General features: G+C 58.8%; 17 protein-coding genes. 4 read left to right on the forward strand and 13 right to left on the reverse strand.

Annotation, left to right across the window (positions count from 1 at the left end; translation table 11 throughout):
- Window positions 1–5: 5 nt before the first annotated feature.
- From glgA to asd, 5 genes are all read right to left on the reverse strand, one after another.
- Window positions 6–1,439, reverse strand: coding sequence for a glycogen synthase GlgA (glgA, locus tag E0L20_RS18075; protein WP_131635156.1), 1,434 nt, complete (start codon window positions 1,437–1,439; stop codon window positions 6–8).
- Window positions 1,439–2,734 (reverse strand): glucose-1-phosphate adenylyltransferase, encoded by a 1,296-nt coding sequence (gene glgC, locus E0L20_RS18080; protein WP_131635157.1) that lies wholly within the window; start codon window positions 2,732–2,734, stop codon window positions 1,439–1,441. Before glgC ends, glgA begins: the two co-directional genes overlap by 1 nt.
- A gap of 17 nt (window positions 2,735–2,751) precedes the next feature.
- On the reverse strand, window positions 2,752–4,725 hold the full coding sequence (gene glgX, locus E0L20_RS18085; protein ID WP_131635158.1) for a glycogen debranching protein GlgX: 1,974 nt from the start codon (window positions 4,723–4,725) through the stop codon (window positions 2,752–2,754).
- Entirely contained in the window at window positions 4,722–6,908 is a 2,187-nt protein-coding gene (gene glgB / locus E0L20_RS18090; protein ID WP_131635159.1) for a 1,4-alpha-glucan branching enzyme, read from the reverse strand. Before glgB ends, glgX begins: the two co-directional genes overlap by 4 nt.
- Window positions 6,909–7,139: 231 nt before the next feature.
- Complete coding sequence (gene asd / locus E0L20_RS18095; RefSeq protein ID WP_119937579.1) at window positions 7,140–8,243, reverse strand: aspartate-semialdehyde dehydrogenase; 1,104 nt, start codon at window positions 8,241–8,243, stop codon at window positions 7,140–7,142.
- 177 nt (window positions 8,244–8,420) lie between these two features.
- Here asd and yhgN point away from each other — a divergent pair, with 177 nt between their 5' ends.
- Both yhgN and E0L20_RS18105 read left to right on the forward strand, forming a co-directional pair.
- Window positions 8,421–9,014, forward strand: coding sequence for an NAAT family transporter YhgN (gene yhgN, locus E0L20_RS18100; protein ID WP_003861574.1), 594 nt, complete (start codon window positions 8,421–8,423; stop codon window positions 9,012–9,014).
- Between the two features lie 397 nt (window positions 9,015–9,411).
- Window positions 9,412–9,858: a hypothetical protein gene (locus E0L20_RS18105; protein ID WP_131635160.1), complete on the forward strand. Its 447-nt coding sequence runs from the start codon at window positions 9,412–9,414 to the stop codon at window positions 9,856–9,858.
- A gap of 128 nt (window positions 9,859–9,986) precedes the next feature.
- On the opposite strand, the gene gntU is transcribed toward E0L20_RS18105, so the two are convergent.
- From gntU to E0L20_RS18130, 5 genes are all read right to left on the reverse strand, one after another.
- The gene (gntU, locus tag E0L20_RS18110) at window positions 9,987–11,327 is read right to left on the reverse strand and encodes a gluconate transporter (RefSeq protein WP_010436459.1); all 1,341 of its coding nucleotides are present in this window, start codon (window positions 11,325–11,327) and stop codon (window positions 9,987–9,989) included.
- Window positions 11,328–11,330: 3 nt separating this feature from the next.
- Window positions 11,331–11,858: a gluconokinase gene (gene gntK, locus E0L20_RS18115; RefSeq protein WP_131635161.1), complete on the reverse strand. Its 528-nt coding sequence runs from the start codon at window positions 11,856–11,858 to the stop codon at window positions 11,331–11,333.
- Window positions 11,859–11,984: 126 nt separating this feature from the next.
- Window positions 11,985–12,980, reverse strand: a complete 996-nt coding sequence (gene gntR / locus E0L20_RS18120; RefSeq protein ID WP_089598541.1) for a gluconate operon transcriptional repressor GntR — start codon at window positions 12,978–12,980, stop codon at window positions 11,985–11,987.
- A gap of 91 nt (window positions 12,981–13,071) precedes the next feature.
- Complete coding sequence (locus E0L20_RS18125) at window positions 13,072–13,767, reverse strand: pirin family protein (RefSeq protein ID WP_003861565.1); 696 nt, start codon at window positions 13,765–13,767, stop codon at window positions 13,072–13,074.
- Between the two features lie 123 nt (window positions 13,768–13,890).
- Window positions 13,891–14,928 (reverse strand): oxidoreductase, encoded by a 1,038-nt coding sequence (locus E0L20_RS18130; RefSeq protein ID WP_131635162.1) that lies wholly within the window; start codon window positions 14,926–14,928, stop codon window positions 13,891–13,893.
- Between the two features lie 310 nt (window positions 14,929–15,238).
- On the opposite strand from E0L20_RS18130, the gene yhhY reads away from it, so the two are divergent.
- Entirely contained in the window at window positions 15,239–15,727 is a 489-nt protein-coding gene (gene yhhY / locus E0L20_RS18140; protein ID WP_131635164.1) for an N-acetyltransferase, read from the forward strand.
- 93 nt (window positions 15,728–15,820) lie between these two features.
- Here yhhY and ggt read toward each other — a convergent pair whose 3' ends face one another.
- Complete coding sequence (gene ggt / locus E0L20_RS18145) at window positions 15,821–17,563, reverse strand: gamma-glutamyltransferase (RefSeq protein ID WP_131635238.1); 1,743 nt, start codon at window positions 17,561–17,563, stop codon at window positions 15,821–15,823.
- 126 nt (window positions 17,564–17,689) lie between these two features.
- Here ggt and E0L20_RS18150 point away from each other — a divergent pair, with 126 nt between their 5' ends.
- Window positions 17,690–18,070 carry a DUF2756 family protein gene (locus tag E0L20_RS18150; RefSeq protein WP_131635165.1) on the forward strand — a complete coding sequence of 127 codons (381 nt, stop codon included), beginning with the start codon at window positions 17,690–17,692 and terminating at the stop codon, window positions 18,068–18,070.
- On the opposite strand, the gene ugpQ is transcribed toward E0L20_RS18150, so the two are convergent.
- Entirely contained in the window at window positions 18,051–18,800 is a 750-nt protein-coding gene (gene ugpQ, locus E0L20_RS18155; protein ID WP_131635166.1) for a glycerophosphodiester phosphodiesterase, read from the reverse strand. The genes E0L20_RS18150 and ugpQ overlap by 20 nt on opposite strands.
- Window positions 18,797–19,867: a sn-glycerol-3-phosphate import ATP-binding protein UgpC gene (locus E0L20_RS18160; protein ID WP_131635167.1), complete on the reverse strand. Its 1,071-nt coding sequence runs from the start codon at window positions 19,865–19,867 to the stop codon at window positions 18,797–18,799. The genes ugpQ and E0L20_RS18160 overlap by 4 nt, the downstream gene beginning before the upstream one ends.
- Window position 19,868: the final 1 nt, after the last annotated feature.

Here is a 19,868-nt window from a genome sequence, read left to right on the forward strand (position 1 = left end):
CCTCGTTACATCAAGCGTTGATAAAGGTCGCGGTAGGACTGCGCCGCAACGTGCCAGCTAAAGTCCATCGCCATCGCCTGACGCTGTACGTAACGCCACAGGGATGGACGGGACCACAAGACGAACGCACGCCGAATCGCACGAAGCAGCGACCAGGCATTACTGTCCTCAAAGACAAACCCGCTGGCGATACCGTCCGCCAGGTTTTCCAGAGAGCTATCGGACACCGTATCCGCCAGCCCGCCCGTGCGGCGCACCAGCGGCAGCGTGCCGTACTTCAGGCCGTAGAGCTGCGTCAGGCCGCAGGGCTCGAAGCGGCTCGGCACCAGAATCACGTCCGCGCCGCCCATGATGCGGTGCGAGAACGCCTCGTGATAGCCAATCTGCACGCCCACCTGCCCCGGATGTTCCGCGGCCGCGGCGAGGAAACCTTCCTGCAGCACCGGATCGCCCGCGCCGAGCAGCGCCAGCTGCCCGCCCTGCTCCAGTAAACCGGGCAGCGCCTCCAGCACCAGATCCAGCCCCTTCTGGCTGGTCAGGCGGCTGACCACCGCAAACAGCGGCACCTTGTCGTTTACCTTCAGCCCCATCGCAATCTGCAGCTGGCGTTTGTTTTCGGCTTTGTCTTCCACCGAATCGCGGCCGTAGCGCGCGGCCAGCAGAAGATCGGTTTCCGGGCTCCAGATCTGCTCATCCACGCCGTTCAGAATGCCCGACAGGCGGCCTTCACGGTGGCGCTGCTGCAACAGCCCTTCCAGACCGTAGCCAAACTCCGGCTGGGTGATTTCACGCGCGTAGGTTGGGCTCACCGCCGTAATGTGATCGGCGTAATAAATCCCCGCCTTCAGGAACGAGATCTGTCCATTAAACTCCAGCCCGTGCATGTTATAGAACGACCATGGCAGATCGATGTCATTCATATGATGGGCGTAGTACATCCCCTGATACGCCAGGTTGTGTACCGTAAACACTGATTTGGCCGGGTGACCTTTCGCCGCCAGATACGCGGGCGCAAGGCCAGCATGCCAGTCGTGGGCATGCACCACGTTGGGTCGCCAGAACGGATCCAGCCCGACGGCCATCTCCGCCCCGACCCAGCCCAGCAGCGCAAAGCGCAGCACGTTGTCCGTGTAGGCGAACAGGTTGGTATCGTGGTACGGGCTCCCCGGTCGATCGTAAAGGTGTGGGGCATCGATCAGGTAGATGCCCACGCCGTTGTAGTGTCCAAACAGCAGGGTAATACGTCCGGCGAACGTTTCACGGCGCGTCACGACCTTTGCATCAGGTATTCCGCGCCGGATATCCGGAAAGGCGGGCAACAGAACTCGGGTATCCACGCCTCCGGCAATTTGCGCCGCCGGTAATGCCCCCAGAACATCCGCCAGACCGCCCGTTTTCAACAACGGGAACATCTCAGAACATACGTGTAAAACCTGCATCATCGCTCCTGTTTGATCTGCAGCTTCCGCAACATTTCCCGTGTGACTAACACGATCCCCTCTTCAGAACGGTAGAAGCGACGTGCGTCTTCTTCCGCGTTTTCACCAATCACCATTCCTTCAGGAATGACGCAGGCGCGGTCGATTACGCAGCGACGCAGACGACACGAACGCCCTACCCACACATCCGGCAGCAGGACCGCCGAGTCGATATTACAGAATGAATTTACGCGCACGCGCGGGAACAGGACGGACTGCACCACCACCGATCCGGAGATAATGCACCCGCCGGACACCAGCGAGTTCAGCGTCATGCCGTGGCTGCCGGAGCGGTCCTGCACGAACTTCGCGGGCGGTAGCGATTCCATATGGGTACGAATCGGCCAGTTCTGGTCGTACATATCCAGCTCAGGCGTGACGGACGCGAGATCGAGGTTTGCTTTCCAGTACGCCTCCAGCGTCCCTACGTCGCGCCAGTAAGGTTCCGCATTCGGGTCAGACTGCACGCAGGACAGCGGGAAGGGATGTGCATACGCCATGCCAGCTTTGGTGATTTTCGGGATGATGTCTTTACCGAAGTCGTGGCTGGAGTTTTCGTCTTTGTCATCGTCTTCCAGCAGCTCATAAAGGTAATCTGCATCAAAGACATAGATCCCCATGCTGGCGAGCGATTTGGTGTCATCTCCCGGCATGGTCGGCGGATTCGCCGGTTTTTCGACGAAGTCGATGATTTTGTCATCGGCATCCACGTGCATCACGCCAAACGCCGTCGCCTCGGCAACGGGCACCGGCAGACACGCCACGGTGCAGCGCGCCCCTTTTTCGACGTGGTCGATGAGCATGTGGGAGTAGTCTTGCTTGTAGATGTGATCCCCGGCGAGGATCACGATGTATTCCGCGCTGTAGCGGCGAATGATGTCGAGGTTCTGGGTCACCGCATCCGCCGTGCCGCGATACCAGTTTTCCCCGTGAACGCGCTGCTGCGCAGGCAGGAGGTCGACAAACTCGTTCATCTCTTCGCTGAAAAATGACCAGCCGCGCTGGATGTGCTGCACCAGGGTGTGCGACTGATACTGCGTAATGACGCCAATGCGGCGAATGCCTGAGTTCAGGCAGTTGGAGAGTGCAAAGTCGATGATGCGAAACTTACCACCAAAGTGAACGGCCGGCTTGGCGCGCTTGATGGTTAAATCCTTCAGACGGGTACCACGCCCGCCCGCGAGTATCAGGGCAACAGTTTTTAATGGTAGCTGGCGCGCCAACATTAACGGATCGTTCTTCTCTAATCTAACCATGACTAACTCCTTTTTTATCATCTTTGGAATACGCACACTCCGTGCGCAGGCCCGTGCCAGACAGCCATAACTACCGGATTATCCGCTCCGGCAAAGGGGGGAACGGCTCGCCACTCCCCGTCAGGTAAAACAATCTCTGCGACGTCGTCCGTCGCGTTCAGCGTCACCAGCCACCTATCCGAGAGCAGGATTTGCAGGCAGGTTATGCCGTGTTGCCACTCTTGCGCGCTCAACGATCGCGCGTCTTTATTCAGCCAGCGAACGTTGCCATCGCCCTCCTCCCACCAGCCGTCGGCGGTAAGGGCAGGGATTTGCTGGCGAAGGTGGATCAGCGCCGCGGTAAAATGGGTTAACCCGCTGTTCGCTTCCCCCCAGTCGAGCCAGGTTAAGGTGTTATCCTGGCAATAGGCGTTGTTGTTACCGTGCTGGCTATGGCCGTGTTCATCGCCCGCCAGCAGCATCGGCGTGCCCTGCGACAACAACAGCGTCGTCAGCAGCGCGTGTACGCTGTCGCGTCGCCGTTCGATAACGTCGAGGCTTCCGCCTAACCCTTCTATACCATGGTTAAAGCTATGGTTATTGTTAGTCCCATCGCGATTCTCCTCGCCGTTTGCCTCATTGTGTTTCTGATTGAAACAAACGCAGTCGCGCAGCGTAAAACCGTCGTGCGCCGTCACCAGATTGATGGTGGCCGACGGACGTTTACCGTCGCGCTTAAAGAGATCGGCTGAACCGGCAAAGCGTCCGGCGAATTCGCCTAACGACAGATCCCGCGCCAGCCAGAAGCGGCGGATGGCATCCCGGTAGCGATCGTTCCATTCGGCAAACAGCGGCGGGAAATTCCCCACCTGATAACCGCCCTCACCGATGTCCCACGGCTCCGCGATCAGCTTCACCTGAGAGAGCACCGGACAGTTTTTGATGGCTTCAAACAGCGGCGCCTGCTGGCTAAACGCCGGCGTGCGCCCCATCACCGGCGCCAGGTCGAACCGAAAACCGTCCACGTGGAAGGTTTCTACCCAGTATTTCAGGCATTCATACGCGTAGTGCGATACCGCCGGATGGCTGAGATTCAGCGTGTTACCGCAGCCGGTCCAGTTGTAGTAATCGCCATCCTCCCTGATCCAATAATAGCTACGGTTATCAATTCCGCGCTGCGAGAGCGTCGGGCCGTCAAGATCGCTTTCCGCGCTGTGGTTCAATACCACGTCCAGAATGACCTCAATGCCCGCCGCGTGGAGCGCTTTTACCGCATCGCGAAATTCGTCCCGCGCCTTCTCGGGATGAACCGCATAGCGCGGATCGAGGGCGAACATCGCCAGCGGGTTATACCCCCAGTAGTTGCTCAGCCCCAGGCGCAGCAGGCGAGGTTCGCTGGCGAAATGCGCCACGGGCAGCAGCTCCAGCGCGGTGATACCCAAATGCTTCAGGTAGGCGACCATCGTCGGATGCCCGAGCGCCTTATAGGTGCCGCGCATCTCCTTGGGGATCGACGGGTGCAGATACGTCAGCCCCTTCACATGCGCTTCGTAAATGACGGTGTTGCCCCACGGCGTGCGCGGCGGGGCATCGTCCTCCCAGTCGTAGAGGTCGTTCACCACCACGCTTTTTGGCGCGAGCGGCGCGCTGTCGCGGTGGTCGGGTTCACCGTAACCGACGTGGAAGATGGGATCGTCCTTAAACTCGCCGTCCACGCGGTGCGCGCACGGATCGATCAGCAGCTTCGCCGGGTTAAACCAGTGCCCCTGCGAAGGCTGCCACGGGCCGTGAACGCGAAAGCCGTAGTGCATTCCCGGCCGACCGCCGGACAGGTAGCCGTGCCAGGTATCCCCGGTGCGTTCGGGTAAATCGTAACGGTGCTCGTTACCTTCCCCGTCAAACACGCAGAGTTCTACCCGCTCCGCATGGGCTGAAAACAGGGTGAAGTTCACCCCCTTTCCGTCAAAGCTTGCCCCGAGCGGTTCGGGTTTACCTGCCGTGAGCTGCGTCATTCCCCCTCCCGCACCAGCCAGATGGTGCTCAGCGGCGGCAGCGTCAGGCTCAGGGAGTTCGGTCGCCCGTGGCTTTCGATCGCATCGCTCTGCACAAGCCCGCCGTTACCCGCGTTGCTGCCGTGGTAGTGCATGGAATCGGTGTTCAGGATTTCGCGCCATTTCCCCGGCTGGTTGATGCCGAAGCGGTAGTGCTCGCGCGGCACCGGCGTGAAGTTGCTGGCAACGATAATTTCATTGCCCGCCTTATCGCGGCGCACAAAGACAAACACCGAGCGCTCGTGGTCGTCCACCACCAGCCATTCAAAGCCGTACGGGTCAAAATCCAGCTCGTGCAGCGCTTTGTGGTGGCGATAGGTCAGGTTGAGGTCGCGCACCAGGCGCTGCACGCCGTGGTGCCAGTTATCGCCGCCTTCCAGCAGGTGCCAGTCGAGGCTGGTATCGTGGTTCCACTCGCGGCCCTGCGCGAACTCGTTGCCCATAAACAGCAGCTTCTTGCCGGGGAAAGCGAACAGCCAGCCGTAGTAGGCCCGCAGGTTGGCAAACTTCTGCCACGCGTCGCCCGGCATCCGGTCGAGGATGGATTTTTTGCCATGCACCACTTCATCGTGCGACAGCGGCAGCATGAAGTTTTCGGTGTAGTTATAGAGCAGCCCGAAGGTGAGCTTGTCGTGGTGATACTGGCGGTGAACCGGGTCGAGCTTCATGTAGTCGAGGGTGTCGTGCATCCAGCCCAGGTTCCACTTGTACCAGAAGCCCAGGCCGCCCATTGACGGTGGACGCGAGACGCCGGGGAAGTCGGTGGACTCTTCCGCCATGGTCACGGCGCCTTCCACCTGCTCGCCGAGAATGCGGTTGGTGTTGCGCAGGAACTCTATCGCTTCGAGATTCTCACGGCCGCCAAACTCGTTCGGGATCCACTCCCCCTCTTTACGGCTGTAGTCGCGGTAGATCATCGACGCCACCGCATCGACGCGCAGGGCATCAATGCCGAAGCGCTCGATCCAGTACAGCGCGTTCCCCACCAGGTAGTTCGTGACTTCGCGGCGACCGTAGTTGTAGATCAGCGTGTTCCAGTCCTGGTGATAGCCTTCGCGCGGGTCGCTGTGCTCGTACAGCTTCGTGCCGTCGAACTCTGCCAGCGCAAAATCATCGGACGGGAAATGGCCCGGCACCCAGTCGAGGATGACGTTCAGCCCGGCGGCGTGGGCGGCGTTGATGAAGTAGCGGAAGTCGTCACGCGTGCCGAAGCGGCGCGTCGGGGCATAGAGCCCGGTTGGCTGATAGCCCCAGCTCCCGTCAAACGGGTGTTCGTTGACCGGCAGCAGCTCCAGATGGGTAAAGCCCATCCATTTTGCGTACGGCACCAGCTGGTCTGCCAGCTCGCGATAGCTGAGCCAGAAGTTGTTGTCGGTGTGGCGGCGCCACGACCCGAGGTGAACCTCATAGACGGAAATCGGCGCGTCGAAGCGGTTGGCCTGCTTGCGCTCCTCGCTCTGCACGACCTTTTCGGGCAGGCCGCAGATCAGCGACGCGGTCTCCGGGCGCATCTGCGCTTCGAAGGCGTACGGATCGGCCTTGATGCGCAGCTTGCCGTGGGCATCGATCATCTCGAATTTATACAGCTGGCCGTTGTGCGCGCCGGGGATAAACAGCTCCCAGATGCCGGTTTCACGGCGCAGGCGCATCGGGTGACGGCGACCGTCCCAGTAGTTGAACTGCCCGACGACCGAGACGCGCTGGGCGTTCGGTGCCCACACGGAGAACCGCGTGCCGGTGATACCGTCCATGGTATCGGCATGCGCGCCAAGCGTTTCATAGGGGCGCAGGTGGGTGCCTTCGGACAGCAGCCAGGCGTCCATCTCCTTCAGGAGCGGGCCAAAGCTGTAGGGATCGTCAATCAGGTTTTGCTGACCGTGCCAGATAACGGCAAGCTGGTAGCGAAAGGGGTTTTTACGGCGGGGCATGACGCCCGAGAAGAAGCCACGGGAATCGAGGCATTCCAGGTTGCCGACCTTGCGGCCGGTTTTAGGTTCAATCACCCAGACTTCTGTGGCATCCGGCAGCAGCGCCCGAACTTCCAGTCCGGCCTCCGTACGGTGCATCCCTAGCACAGAAAAGGGGTCGGCAAAATGACCCGCAATAAGCGCATTAATCACGTCTCTATCCACACGATCGGACATGGTATTCATCCTGTTTTTTATGTCGCCCTTATTAAGCGCCTGGGACGACTTTAATGTGACCTGAACGGGCATCCACTCAGCCCCGTCCTAACCTCAGGTAAGAAACAAATCTTCCTTAAAGCATAGCCAACGCTCTACATGACTCCTGATAAAAAATAAGACATACGCGTGTTACTCCATGTAGTACGCAAAAAAAGGGGGTGAAAATCACCCCCGGTAGTTAACAAATTATTACGCTAGCTGGCGCAGCATGCGGCGCAGCGGTTCGGCGGCGCCCCACAGGAGCTGGTCACCGACGGTGAACGCGGAGAGGTACTCCGGCCCCATGTTCAGCTTGCGCAGGCGGCCAACCGGGGTGGTCAGCGTGCCGGTGACGGCAGCCGGGGTCAGCTCGCGCATGGTGATATCGCGATCGTTTGGCACCACTTTCGCCCACGGGTTGTGCGCGGCCAGCAGCTCTTCCACGGTCGGAATAGACACATCTTTTTTCAGTTTAATGGTGAAGGCCTGGCTATGGCAGCGCAGCGCGCCGATGCGCACGCACAGTCCGTCAACCGGGATCGCCGACGCGGTGTTGAGGATTTTGTTGGTCTCAGCCTGGCCCTTCCACTCTTCGCGGGTCTGGCCGTTGTCCAGCTGTTTGTCGATCCACGGGATCAGGCCACCGGCCAGCGGTACGCCGAAGTTGTCCACCGGCAGCTCGCCGCTGCGGGTCAGCTGGGTGACTTTACGCTCGATATCGAGGATTGCAGACGCCGGGTTTGCCAGCTCGGCTGCGACGCTCTGGTGCAGCTGGCCCATCTGGGTCAGCAGCTCGCGCATGTGGCGCGCGCCGCCGCCGGACGCGGCCTGGTAGGTCGCCACGGAGACCCACTCCACCAGATCCTGCGCGAACAGGCCGCCCAGGGACATCAGCATCAGGCTAACGGTACAGTTGCCGCCGACAAAGGTTTTCACGCCGTTGTTCAGGCCGTCGGTGATGACGCCCTGGTTAACCGGGTCGAGAATGATGATGGCATCGTCTTTCATACGCAGCGAAGAGGCCGCGTCAATCCAGTAGCCCTGCCAGCCGCTTTCACGCAGCTTTGGATAGATTTCGTTGGTATAATCGCCGCCCTGACACGTGACAATAATGTCGAGTGCCTTCAGCGCTTCCAGATCGTAAGCATCCTGCAACGTGCCTGTGGTACCACCAAAGGACGGTGCAGCCTGGCCGAGCTGGGAAGTGGAGAAGAAGACCGGGCGGATAGCGTCGAAATCGCGCTCTTCAACCATGCGTTGCATGAGTACAGAGCCGACCATACCGCGCCAGCCGATAAAACCAACGTTTTTCATAGCATTTATTTCCTGCAGAGGGTGTGTGCTGTTTGTGCAAGCCAGTATTGAACTGGGATATGCTTCACATTACAAAATGCTGCCAAAGTCGCAAGCGAAATTAATCGATGATTGCCCGGCAATCAGAAATACAGCTAATCATCATAATAACCATAGAGAGTTTCAGGGATAATTTACATGAGTGAAATCATTTCCGCGGCGGTTTTATTGATCCTGATAATGGATCCACTCGGAAACCTGCCCATCTTCATGTCGGTGCTAAAGCACACCGAGCCGAAGCGCCGTCGGGCGATCATGATCCGCGAGCTGCTTATCGCTCTGCTGGTGATGTTTATCTTCCTCTTTGCCGGGGAGAAGATCCTCGCGTTCCTGAACCTGCGCGCGGAAACGGTCTCGATTTCGGGCGGGATTATTCTGTTCCTGATTGCCATCAAAATGATTTTCCCAAGTGCGGAAGGCAGCAGCAGCGGCCTGCCTGCGGGTGAAGAGCCGTTCATCGTGCCGCTGGCGATCCCGCTGGTCGCCGGGCCGACCATTCTGGCGACGCTGATGCTGCTGTCGCACCAGTATCCGAATCAGATGAGCCATCTGGTGATTGCCCTGCTAATTGCCTGGGGCGGGACGTTTATCATCCTGCTGCAGTCGTCGCTGTTCCTGCGCCTGCTGGGCGAGAAAGGGGTGAACGCGCTGGAGCGCCTGATGGGGCTGATTCTGGTGATGATGGCGACGCAGATGTTCCTGGACGGGATCCGGGCGTGGATGAAGGGCTAGGTAAAAGCAAAATGGCCACCACGTGGCCATTTTTAGTGTTTGCACCCTCTCCCCGTGGGAGAGGGCCGGGGTGAGGGCATCAGGCCGCACCCCAAAATAATATTGCGTTTTGCGAGCTGCCTTCCAGAGCTTCTCTTGCCACCCGATCTTCAAAGCAGTATCTTCTTGCCGCGCCTGCAAAATCAGGCGTCGGGATTAGCCTCCTGACTTACTTCTTCGGTGACACACGTTTTTTTGTGTCGCGCGCTTAGCTACACTCCAAAGGTGGGCCGAGCGGGGGCGTCGAAAGACGCGCCGGTATCCGAAGAGGCCGGTAAGGCTAACCCTGCTCGGTTCCGCCACCAGCGAGATTAGCCTCTCCAGTGGTGGATAAAAACTACTCTTTGGAGGCGGTCATATGACTACTACCCCTAACTTTCCTCACGCTTTATTCACCACCCCGTTCGATCACACCACCGATTTCACCGAACTGGCAGACAACTGCGCGCGGTTTGCCGACGTGCTGGTTGAATGTGACAACCCAGCCCAGAAGATGGCGCTGTGCGGACGGCTCTCTGCCTGTCTCGCTCTGCTTCAGCCTACGCTGCTTGAACCTGTACCGGAATTTTTAAAAGCCAGCCTGACGGTGGACGACCTGCCATTGGACGTGCCGGTCTTCGAGCCGGAAGTGGATCAGCTGGGGAGATACTGCCAGCTGTTAACGCAACTACTGTTGGCTCGAACGCTTTCTGGAAGTGATGAAAGAGTGGCAGGAGATTTGTTGCAGGGCTTAGTGGGGTTGTACAGCGATACGCTGAAAGCGCCGCGCTGGCTGCGCACAAAGGAAGGCATCGTGCCGCTGTAAAAAAGCCGGGTGGCGCTTGCGCTTACCCGGCCTACGGGACCTGAGGGGGTTTGTAGGTCGGGTAAGGCGAAGCCGCCACCCGACAAACATACGGCCGCCCTCTCCCACAGGGAGAGGGAGAAAATCCGTTAGCTCAACAACGTAAACGCAATCATCCCGACAATCGCACCCGTCGTGCCGAGGATGGTCTCCATCAGCGTCCAGGTTTTCAGGGTTTGCGCTTCGGTCGCGCCGGTAAATTTACCGAATAGCCAGAAGCCTGCGTCGTTCACGTGGGATACCACAATCGAACCGCCCGCGATACAGATAGACAGCGCCGCCATCTGCGCACCGGAGTAGTTCAGCTGTTCAATCACCGGCATCACCAGGCCCACTGCGGTTAAGCATGCCACGGTTGCAGAGCCCTGAATGATACGCACCGCCGCGGCCAGCACGAAGCAGGTGACCGCAATCGGCAGGCCCATCCCGGTCAGCGCTTCGCCCAGCGCCGGACCCACGCCGGAATCCACCAGCACCTGCTTGAACACGCCACCGGCACCGATCACCAGCAGGATGATGCCCGCAGGCTGCAGCGCGGCGCCGCAAATCTCCATCACGCGGTCTTTCGGCATCCCCTGACGCATCGCCAGGCCGTAAATCGCCACCAGACACGCCACCAGGATCGCGGTGAACGGGTGGCCGATAAACTCAAACCACTCGTAGGCAGAAGAACCTACCGGAACAAAACGTGCAGCGATGGTTTTGAGGCCAACCAGCACCAGCGGGAGCAGGATCAGCGACAGGCTGAAGCCGAAGGACGGCATTTTGCCCTCGCCCAGGTGCGGCTCGGTGATGTCGTCCGGAATGTGCAGCTCAACGTAGCGGCTGATGAAGTTACCCCACAGCGGACCGGCGATAATCATCCCCGGGATCGCGGCGCAGAGGCCAATCAGGATCATCCAGCCAAAATCAGCGTGCATCTGGGACGCCAGCAGCATCGGCGCAGGCCCCGGCAGCAGAAACGCCGCCGCCGCCGCCACGCCCGCAAACAGCGGTATGACCAGCTTCACGAGGTTGGTGCCGGTGTGGCGCGCCATCGAGAACGCAACGCTAATCAGCAACACAACGGCCACCTCGAAGAACAGCGGCAGCGCGCAGATCAGGCCCGCCAGGCCAATCGCATAGTGCGCGCGGCTGTGCCCGAAGGATTTCAGCATCTTGACGGCAATCTGATCGACCGCGCCCGTCTCGTGCAAAATCTTGCCGAACATCGCGCCGAGCGCGACCACAATCGCCAGGAAGCCCAGCGTGCCGCCCATCCCTTTTTCCATGGTCGCCGCGATTTTATCGAGCGGCATACCGGAAAAGAGACCTGCACCAATAGAAACCACCATCAAAGCAACGAAGGCATGCATACGCGCCTTCATTACTAAAAACAGCAGCAGCAATACGGAACCCACTGCTGTCAAAACAAGCGTTAATGTACTCAAAACTTACTGCCTTTTATTAATGACCTCGATGGTGCTGGCAACAACACCGTCCAGCGGCTGATCGATATCAACCACTAATACGTCCTGCTCATCCGCACCCGGCTCCTGCAGCGCTTCAAACTGCGTGACCAGCATCTGGGTTTTGAAGAAGTGGCCTTTACGCGCCTTCAGGCGGCTTTCAATCACCTCGAAATCGCCTTTCAGATAGATGAAAGAGAGGTTCGGGTTGCCGTCGCGCAACAGATCGCGGTAGGTTTTTTTCAGCGCGGAGCAGACGATCAGGGAGACTTTGTTGGTACGCTGCATAGCGAACGCGGCGTCATTCAGCGCCTGCAGCCACGGTTTGCGATCGTCGTCGTTCAGCGGTTCGCCTGCGGCCATTTTGGTTATGTTGCTGCGCGGATGGAGGAAGTCGCCATCAAGAAACGCGGCATGGAGTTGATGCGCCACTTCGCTCGCCACGGCAGATTTACCGCTACCGGACACGCCCATCAGGACGTAAACGTGGTGATCGTGATTAGTCGTGCTCAAAGGGTGTCCCTCAGTCAATTGTTACGGGTAACAGTTATCGGTAACATTGTCCTGCCGGGGCAAAAGAGAAGCAATATCCAAACGTGCGCGAAGTGAATAAGTGTGAGCTACTTCAAATTTGTCGGATTAAATAGATCCACCCGGTGACAAGGTGAAACCTAAATCTAACATTTTAGGGGTAACTGCCTCACCACGAATGCGCGCCAGCAGGCGTTCTGCACCGATACGGCCCATGCGCTCGCGCGGGGTCAGGACGCTCGCCAGACGCGGCTCCATCACCTGGCCGATGTCGTGGCCGTGAAAACCGGCAATCGCCATATCGTCGGGGATCTTCAGCCCCAGACGCTGGCACTCAAACGCCGCTCCGACCGCAAGGTCATCGTTAGTACAGAAAATACCGTCCAGTTGCGGATACTCGCGTCGCGCCTGACGCATCAGCTCAATACCCGACGTATAGGAGGAGGATTGCTCCACCATCACGCTGTACGGCGTTAAGCCGGCGTCGAGCATCGCCTGCTCGTATCCCTTCTGTTTGATGATAGTACGTTCATCCAGACGCGCACCCAGGTAGGCGATATGACGATGCCCACGGGCGATGATGGCCGCCGTCATCTGACGTGCTGCTTCGAAGTTATCAAAGCCCACGGCGATGTCGAGACACGGCGACTGGCTGTCCATCAGCTCCACCACCGGAATACCGGCCACTTCAATCATTTTGAGCGTGCGGGCGGTGTGGGTACGTTCCGTTAAAATCAGGCCGTCGATGTTCCAGGAAAGCATGGATTCAAGACGTTCTTCTTCCAGTTCCGGCTTGTACCCGTAGTGCGCGAGCATGGTCTGATAGCCAAAGGCATCGGTGACGCTTTCGATTCCGCGTAGTACTTCGGCAAACACCTGGTTGGTTAAGGAAGGAAGCAGGACGCCCACCGCACGGCTGGTCGCATTGGAGAGAATATCGGGTGCGCGGTTGGGGATATAACCCAGTTCATCAAGGGCCGCGGCAATCTTGCCACGCAACGCCACGGAAACCTGCTCCGGGTTACGTAAAAAACGGCTGACCGTCATTTTGGTCACACCGACGCGATCGGCGACATCCTGAAGTACGGGGCGTTTCTTTTTCATCGTCCTGAGAAATCTTGAAGTGAGAGATTTTCTCAGTTTATCACGGACAAAGCTCAACCTTCCCCGTTTAAAGGGAAGGTTGAGAAATTATTTAGACCGGCGGCAGGTCAAACAGCAAAATTTCGCTTTCGCTGTCGGCGTGTACGGAGAGCGCCTGCTCGTCCCAGACGGCCAGGCCGTCCGCCGTGGTGGCTTTGGTGCCGTTGATAGACACTTCACCTTTCACCACCTGGATCCACACGCGGCGGTTGGCGGCAATCTGGTGCACGGACTGTTCGTCTTTCGCCAGCGCCCAGCGGTACAGTTCCATATCCTGATGCACCTTCAGGGAACCTTCACGCGCATCCGGGGACAGCACCAGCTGTTTGCCCTGCTTCGCGTCGAAGCGGCGCTGCTCGTAGCGCGGCGTGATGCCGGTTTCTTCTGGAATGATCCAGATTTGATACAGGTGCAGTTTTTCCGTTTTGCTCGGGTTGTACTCGGAGTGACGCACCCCGGTACCCGCGCTCATGATCTGGAACTCGCCCGCCGGCACCTGCTCTTTGTTGCCCATGCTGTCCTGGTGCTCAACCGCCCCTTCCAGCACGTAGGTCAGGATTTCCATGTCCTTGTGCGGGTGGGTACCGAAGCCCTGGCCTGCATCAATCACGTCGTCGTTAATCACGCGCAGTGCGGAGAAGCCCATGAAGTTCGGGTCGTAGTAGTCGGCAAACGAGAATGAATGCCATGAGTCCAGCCAGCCATGATTTGCGTGACCACGTTCGTTTGCTTTGCGTAAGTAGATCATTGTTTTCACCCTCAGTTCGTTTCGATGGAGTAAGTGTGGACGCAAACCGCCGGGGATCATAGAGGGTGAAAATTGACTCCTCTGTTCAAAAATTATGAACAAGCGCAGAGGAGCCGTTTTTGCTTATTTCGCGAGGGTTATCGTGGCAGGAGAAGCCTGCTCGAAGGCGCGTTCCAGGATTTCCAGGTTGGTCAGTACGTCAGATTCCTTGACGTAATTCGGCGCGCCGGCTGTGAGGGTTTCATACAGCGCATCGTAGACGCGGCCATAATCGCCAATTTCCGGCATCAGCTCTTCCCTGACCGTTACGCCCTCGTCGTTCACATACTCCAGGACGCCCACGGAATCATCCGCCGCGAAGCCCGGTTCGCCCGGCATGATGTTGGCCTTCAGGCTGGTCTCCTGCTGGTCGATGCCGTACTTGATAAATGAGCCTTTGGTGCCGTGAACGATAAATTTTGGATAGTCGATTTTCACCAGATGGCTGGTTTTGACGATGGCCTTCAGGTCGCCGTAGAACAGCTGCGCCTCGAAGGTATCGTCCGGGTTGGCCTTATTGCGCAGGCTGCGGATGTCATACGCCACGTGGTCCGGGCGACCAAACAGAGAGATGATCTGGTCCATGGTGTGCACGCCCAGACCATAGAACGAGCCGTCCTGCGGCAGGCCGGGCTGGGTTTCCGCCACCGGGCGGTAGTAATCGAAGTGGCTTTCGATCTCCACGATGTCACCCAGCTTGCCGCTTTCAATCGCCTTTTTCGCCGTCAGGAAGCAGCTGTCAAAGCGACGGTTCTGATACGGCGTAACGGTCAGGCCTTTGCTTTTCGCCAGCGCGAACAGTTCCTTCGCTTCGGCGATAGTCGGGGTGAACGGCTTTTCCACCAGCACGTTTTTGCCCGCCTCCAGCGCGCGCTTCGCGTAGTCGAAGTGGCTGTCGGCGTGGGTGCAGACGACAACCAGTTTGACCTGCGGGTCGTTAAGCACCTCATCGAGATCGCTGGTGAAATGGATATGAGAATACTGCGGGGATTGCTCTTCCGGCTTCGCGCGGCGGCGGTAGATATGGGCTACGTGCCAGCTGTCTTTACGGTTGAGAACATACGGCAGGTGGTAGCGGGTGGTGCTTTTACCAAATCCAATAAATGCGCAATGTAGTGTCATGGCTCAGTCCTTTTGGAAGGTTATTGACTGCAACCATAGCGCAAGTTTTGCCCTCACCCCAGCCCTCTCCCACGGGGAGAGGGTGAAAAAACCAAAAAAAAAAGCCAGCGAGAAGCTGGCTAAAGTAATACTGGAAGCAATGTGAGCAATGTCGTGCTTTCAGGTTCCCGTAGGGGTCTTCCTGAATGCAGAGCAATAATAATCATTCTCATTCGCACTTGTCCAACACTTTTTGCAAAAAATTGCGGTTGACTCAAATTTTAAAGTCATTGATGTTGGAAGGGACGCTTAACTGACTGAGGAACATGGAATGAGTGAGATTGTGATACGCCACGCTGAACCGAAAGATGCCGACGCTTTACGCCAAAACTATATGCATCCCGGGGTGTATCACGACACGCTACAGCTACCTCACCCTTCCCTTGAGATGTGGCAGGAACGCCTGAATCCTAAACCCGGCCTAAAACGTCTGGTCGCCTGCATTGACGAGAACATCGTCGGCGACCTGGCGCTGCAGGTGGAAGCCAGCCCGCGACGCAGCCACGTGGCAACGTTTGGCATTAGCGTAGCGGCACATGCGCAGGGGCGCGGCGTGGGGAGTGCGCTCATGCGCGAGATGATCAACCTGTGCGATAACTGGATGCGCATCGAGCGTATTGAGCTAACGGTTTTTGCCGATAACCCCGCAGCACTGGCGCTGTACCGGAAGTTTGGTTTTGAAATCGAAGGCACCGGCAGGAAATTTGCCCTGCGCAACGGCGAATATGTGGATGCGTATTATATGGCGCGGATGAAGTAGTACATTCCCCTCACCCTAGCCCTCTCCCCAAAGGGGAGAGGGAACGATTACACCCTCTCCCCTTTGGGGAGAGGGACGGGGTGAGGGGAACCGTCAATATCCCGCCGTTAAATCATCCACCGAACGCGGGTCCGACGCGCCAAACAGCGCCCCGTCCGGCCCGACCATAATGCTCTGGGTACTGCCCATCGCCTCTTTCACCGCCACCTTCTGCCCGCGCTGCTCCAGCAGCTTGATGGTATCCGGGCTGAAGCCCTTCTCGACGCGCAGCTCGTCCGGCAGCCACTGGTGGTGGAAACGCGGCGCGTTGGTGGCTTCAGCGACGTTCATCCCAAAGTCGATACTGTTCACCACCATCTGCAGCACGGTGGTGATAATTCGGCTGCCGCCAGGGCTGCCGGTTACCAGCCAGGTTTTCCCGTCTTTCACGACGATCGTTGGCGACATCGACGACAGCGGACGTTTCTTCGGCCCAACGGCGTTGGCATCACCGCCCACCAGCCCGTAAACGTTCGGCACGCCCGGCTTGGCGGAGAAGTCATCCATCTCGTTGTTCAGCAGAATGCCGCTGTTGCCCGCCACAATCCCGGTGCCGAAGGTGGTGTTGAGCGTGTAGGTCACCGCCACCGCGTTACCGTCTTTATCCACCACCGAGAAGTGGGTGGTCTGGTTGCTTTCGTACGGCGCCAGCTTGCCGGGGCGGATCTCGCTTGACGGCTTCGCCTTGTTGATGTCGATCTCATCGGCAATGGATTTGGCATAGGCCTTGTTGGTCAGCGCCTGCCACGGCACCTTCACGAAGTCCGGATCGCCGAGATATTCCGAACGATCGGCGTAGGCGCGTTTTTCCGCTTCCGCCATCACCTGCATGGCGTCCGCGCTGCCGAAGCCGAACTTGTGCATATCGAAGTTTTCAAGAATGTTGAGGATCTGCACGATATGAATACCGCCGGAAGACGGCGGCGGCATGGAAAAGACCTCGTAGCCGCGATAGGTGCCGCTAATCGGCTCGCGCTCCACCGCCTTGTATTCCGCCAGATCCGCTTTGGTGATAAGCCCGCCGTTTTTCTGCATCTCTTCCGCAATCTGGTCGGCTATCGCCCCTTTGTAGAAGGCGTCCGGACCGTGCTCCGCAATCAGCTCCAGGCTTTTGGCGAGGTTCTTCTGCACCAGCTTATCGCCCTTTTTCAGCGGCTCGCCGTCCTTCCAGAAGATAGCCTTGCTGTTTTCGTGATTCGGAATGACTTCGCTGCCGTAGGTTTTGAGGTCGTCCGCGAGCGCGTCATTGACCACAAAACCGTCGCGCGCCAGCCTGATAGCAGGCTGCACCACCTTGTTCAGCGGCAGTGTGCCGTATTTTTCCAGCGCCAGCGAGAAGCCCGCAACGGTGCCCGGCGTGCCGGAGGCAAGGTGCGAGGTCAGGGATTTTTTGCTGTCCGGGTTGCCCTGGTCGTCAAGGAACATATCGCGGGAGGCCTGATTCGGTGCCATCTCGCGGAAGTCGATGGCGGTGGTTTTGCCGTCTTTGGTGCGCAGCATCATAAACCCGCCGCCGCCGAGGTTACCCGCCTGCGGGTGCGTGACCGCCAGCGCGTACCCTACCGCAACCGCCGCATCCACCGCGTTACCGCCCTGCCTGAGGATATCGACGCCCACCTGGGTTGCCAGCGCGTCAACCGAGGCCACCATGCCGTGCGTCGCCCGCACGGGATGAAAAACATCTTCCTCCACGCCGTAGGAGACTGGCGGAGCCGCCGGCGGGTTGGCCGCCACGGTGAATGTGCCGCCGGCCATCAGCGCAGCGATCGCTATCCAGCGCAAAAACGTTGGTTTCATCATTATTGTTCTCCAGGTGAAGGGGCCCATATTCCCCGCTTAAGCCTGGTTCACAACTCCTAAAAAATCATCGTTATGGTGGAATCAGGGTAAACTTAAGAGAAGCCTCAAAAGGAGGAGATGACAATGAAACGCTTACTGATTATTACCGCGCTGCTCCCGTTCGCCGCGCTCGCACAGCCGCTTAACACCATGAACAACCCTAACCAGCAGGGCTACGTCATTCCCAGCCAGCAGCGCATGCAGACGGAGATGATGAGCCAGCAGCAGCAGCAAAAAGGGATGCTCAATCAACAGCTGAGAACGCAGACCCAGATGCAGCAGCAGAACCTGCAAAATCAGATGAACGCCAACACGCAGCGTATTCAGCAGGGCCAGGTGCGCGAGCAGCCATTGCAGAATAAAAACGGCGGGATGCTGAGCGGGGGAAGCACGTTAAACAGCGGCCAGCAGCATATGCTGACGCCGCAGTCTAACGGCAGCATGCTTAATAATTCGCAGAATTAAAGTCAGGGCCGATGCGGTCAATCGCATCGGTACAAATGCTGTCGACGCCCCAGCGCAGCAGTTCTGCCGCGCGCTGGGGTCTGTTGACGGTGTAGACCAGAATGTGCAGCCCCGCCTCTTTCAGCATTTTCACCCGCGCCTCATCCAGCAGCCTGTGATTGAGATGGATAGAAACGCACGCTAAGCGCGTCGTCAGCTCGCGCCAGTCTTCGCGCCACTCGTCCAGCAGCAGCCCGCGCGGCAGCTCCGGTACGGCCGCCTGCGCGGCTTCCAGCGCGTCGATCTCAAACGACGACAGCAGCGGCGCGGTCATCCCGTCCCACAGCTCGCGCGCGGCCAGCGCAATCACTTTGCCGGTCAGCGGCCCGGTGCCGGTGGTCGGTTTGATTTCGATGTTGGCCATCATGCCGTGCTGGCGGCAGCGGTCCGCCACTTCAGCCAGCAGGGGCAGCGGTTCTCCCTTGAACTCGCCGCTGTACCAGCTTCCGGCGTCTACCTTCAGCAGATCGCGCCACGGCAGCTCCCCCGCCACGCCCCAGCCGTTGCTGGTGCGCTCGAGGTTATCGTCGTGCAGCAGGAAAATTTCGCCGTCTTTCGACAGCTTGGCGTCAAATTCGATCATGGTGTGACCGTGATGCGCGCCCGTATCGATGGCCGCCAGGGTGTTCTCCGGCGCCAGCTTACCGCCGCCGCGGTGGGCGACGACGTGGGGATAAGGCCAGTTGCTCATACTCGTTGTCCTGTTTCACCGTCAAATAAGTGCAGGTGATGTTCCGGCAGATGCAGCCACAGCGTGCTGCCTGCTTTCGGGCGCTCCTGATGCGCGAGGCGTACAACTATTTTTTGCTCGCCCCAGCGCCCATGTGCGAGGTTATCTGCACCCAGCATTTCCAGCGTGTCCATCACCAGAGGCACGCCGCCGTCCGCCTGAGAGGTTAAACCAATATGCTCCGGGCGGATGCCGAGCGTCATCTTACGCCCGGCGTAGCCACGATAGTACCAGCCGATCGGCATTGCCATACCGCTTTCCATCTCAAAGTGCGTGCCCGCGCTGCTGATGCGCCCTTCCAGCAGGTTCATGGCCGGGCTGCCGATAAAGCTCGCCACGAAGCGGGTCGCCGGTTTTTCGTACACCTCCACCGGGGTGCCAATCTGCTCGGCGATGCCTTTGTTCATCACCATCACGCGCTGGGCGAGGGTCATGGCTTCGACCTGATCGTGGGTCACGTAAAGAGAGGTGGTTTTCAGACGACGATGCAGCTGCTGCAGCTCAAGACGCATCTGCACGCGCAGCTTGGCGTCGAGGTTAGAGAGCGGTTCGTCGAACAGGAATACCGCCGGATCGCGCACGATGGCGCGCCCCATCGCCACGCGCTGGCGCTGGCCGCCGGAAAGCTCGCGCGGGCGGCGCTTGAGCAGGCCGTCGAGTTCCAGAATGCGCGCCGCCTCCTTCACCCGCTCGTCGATATGGCCTTTGCCCATGCCGCGGATTTTCAGCCCCCAGGCCATGTTCTCCTCCACGCTCATGTGCGGATAGAGGGCGTAGTTCTGGAACACCATCGCGATGCCGCGGTCTTTGGGTTCCATCTCGGTGACGCGCTGGCGGTCAATCCAGATATCCCCGGACGTCACGCGCTCCAGCCCCGCCACCATGCGCAGCAGGGTGGATTTGCCACAGCCGGACGGGCCGACCATCACGATAAATTCCCCGTCCGCCACGTCGAGCGTCAGCGGCTGAATAACCTGGGTTTTGCCATCCCAGCTTTTGGTGACTGCCTGAAGTTTTAAACCTGCCATC

The organism is Enterobacter wuhouensis (assembly GCF_004331265.1).
Classification (GTDB): Bacteria; Pseudomonadota; Gammaproteobacteria; order Enterobacterales; family Enterobacteriaceae; genus Enterobacter; species Enterobacter wuhouensis.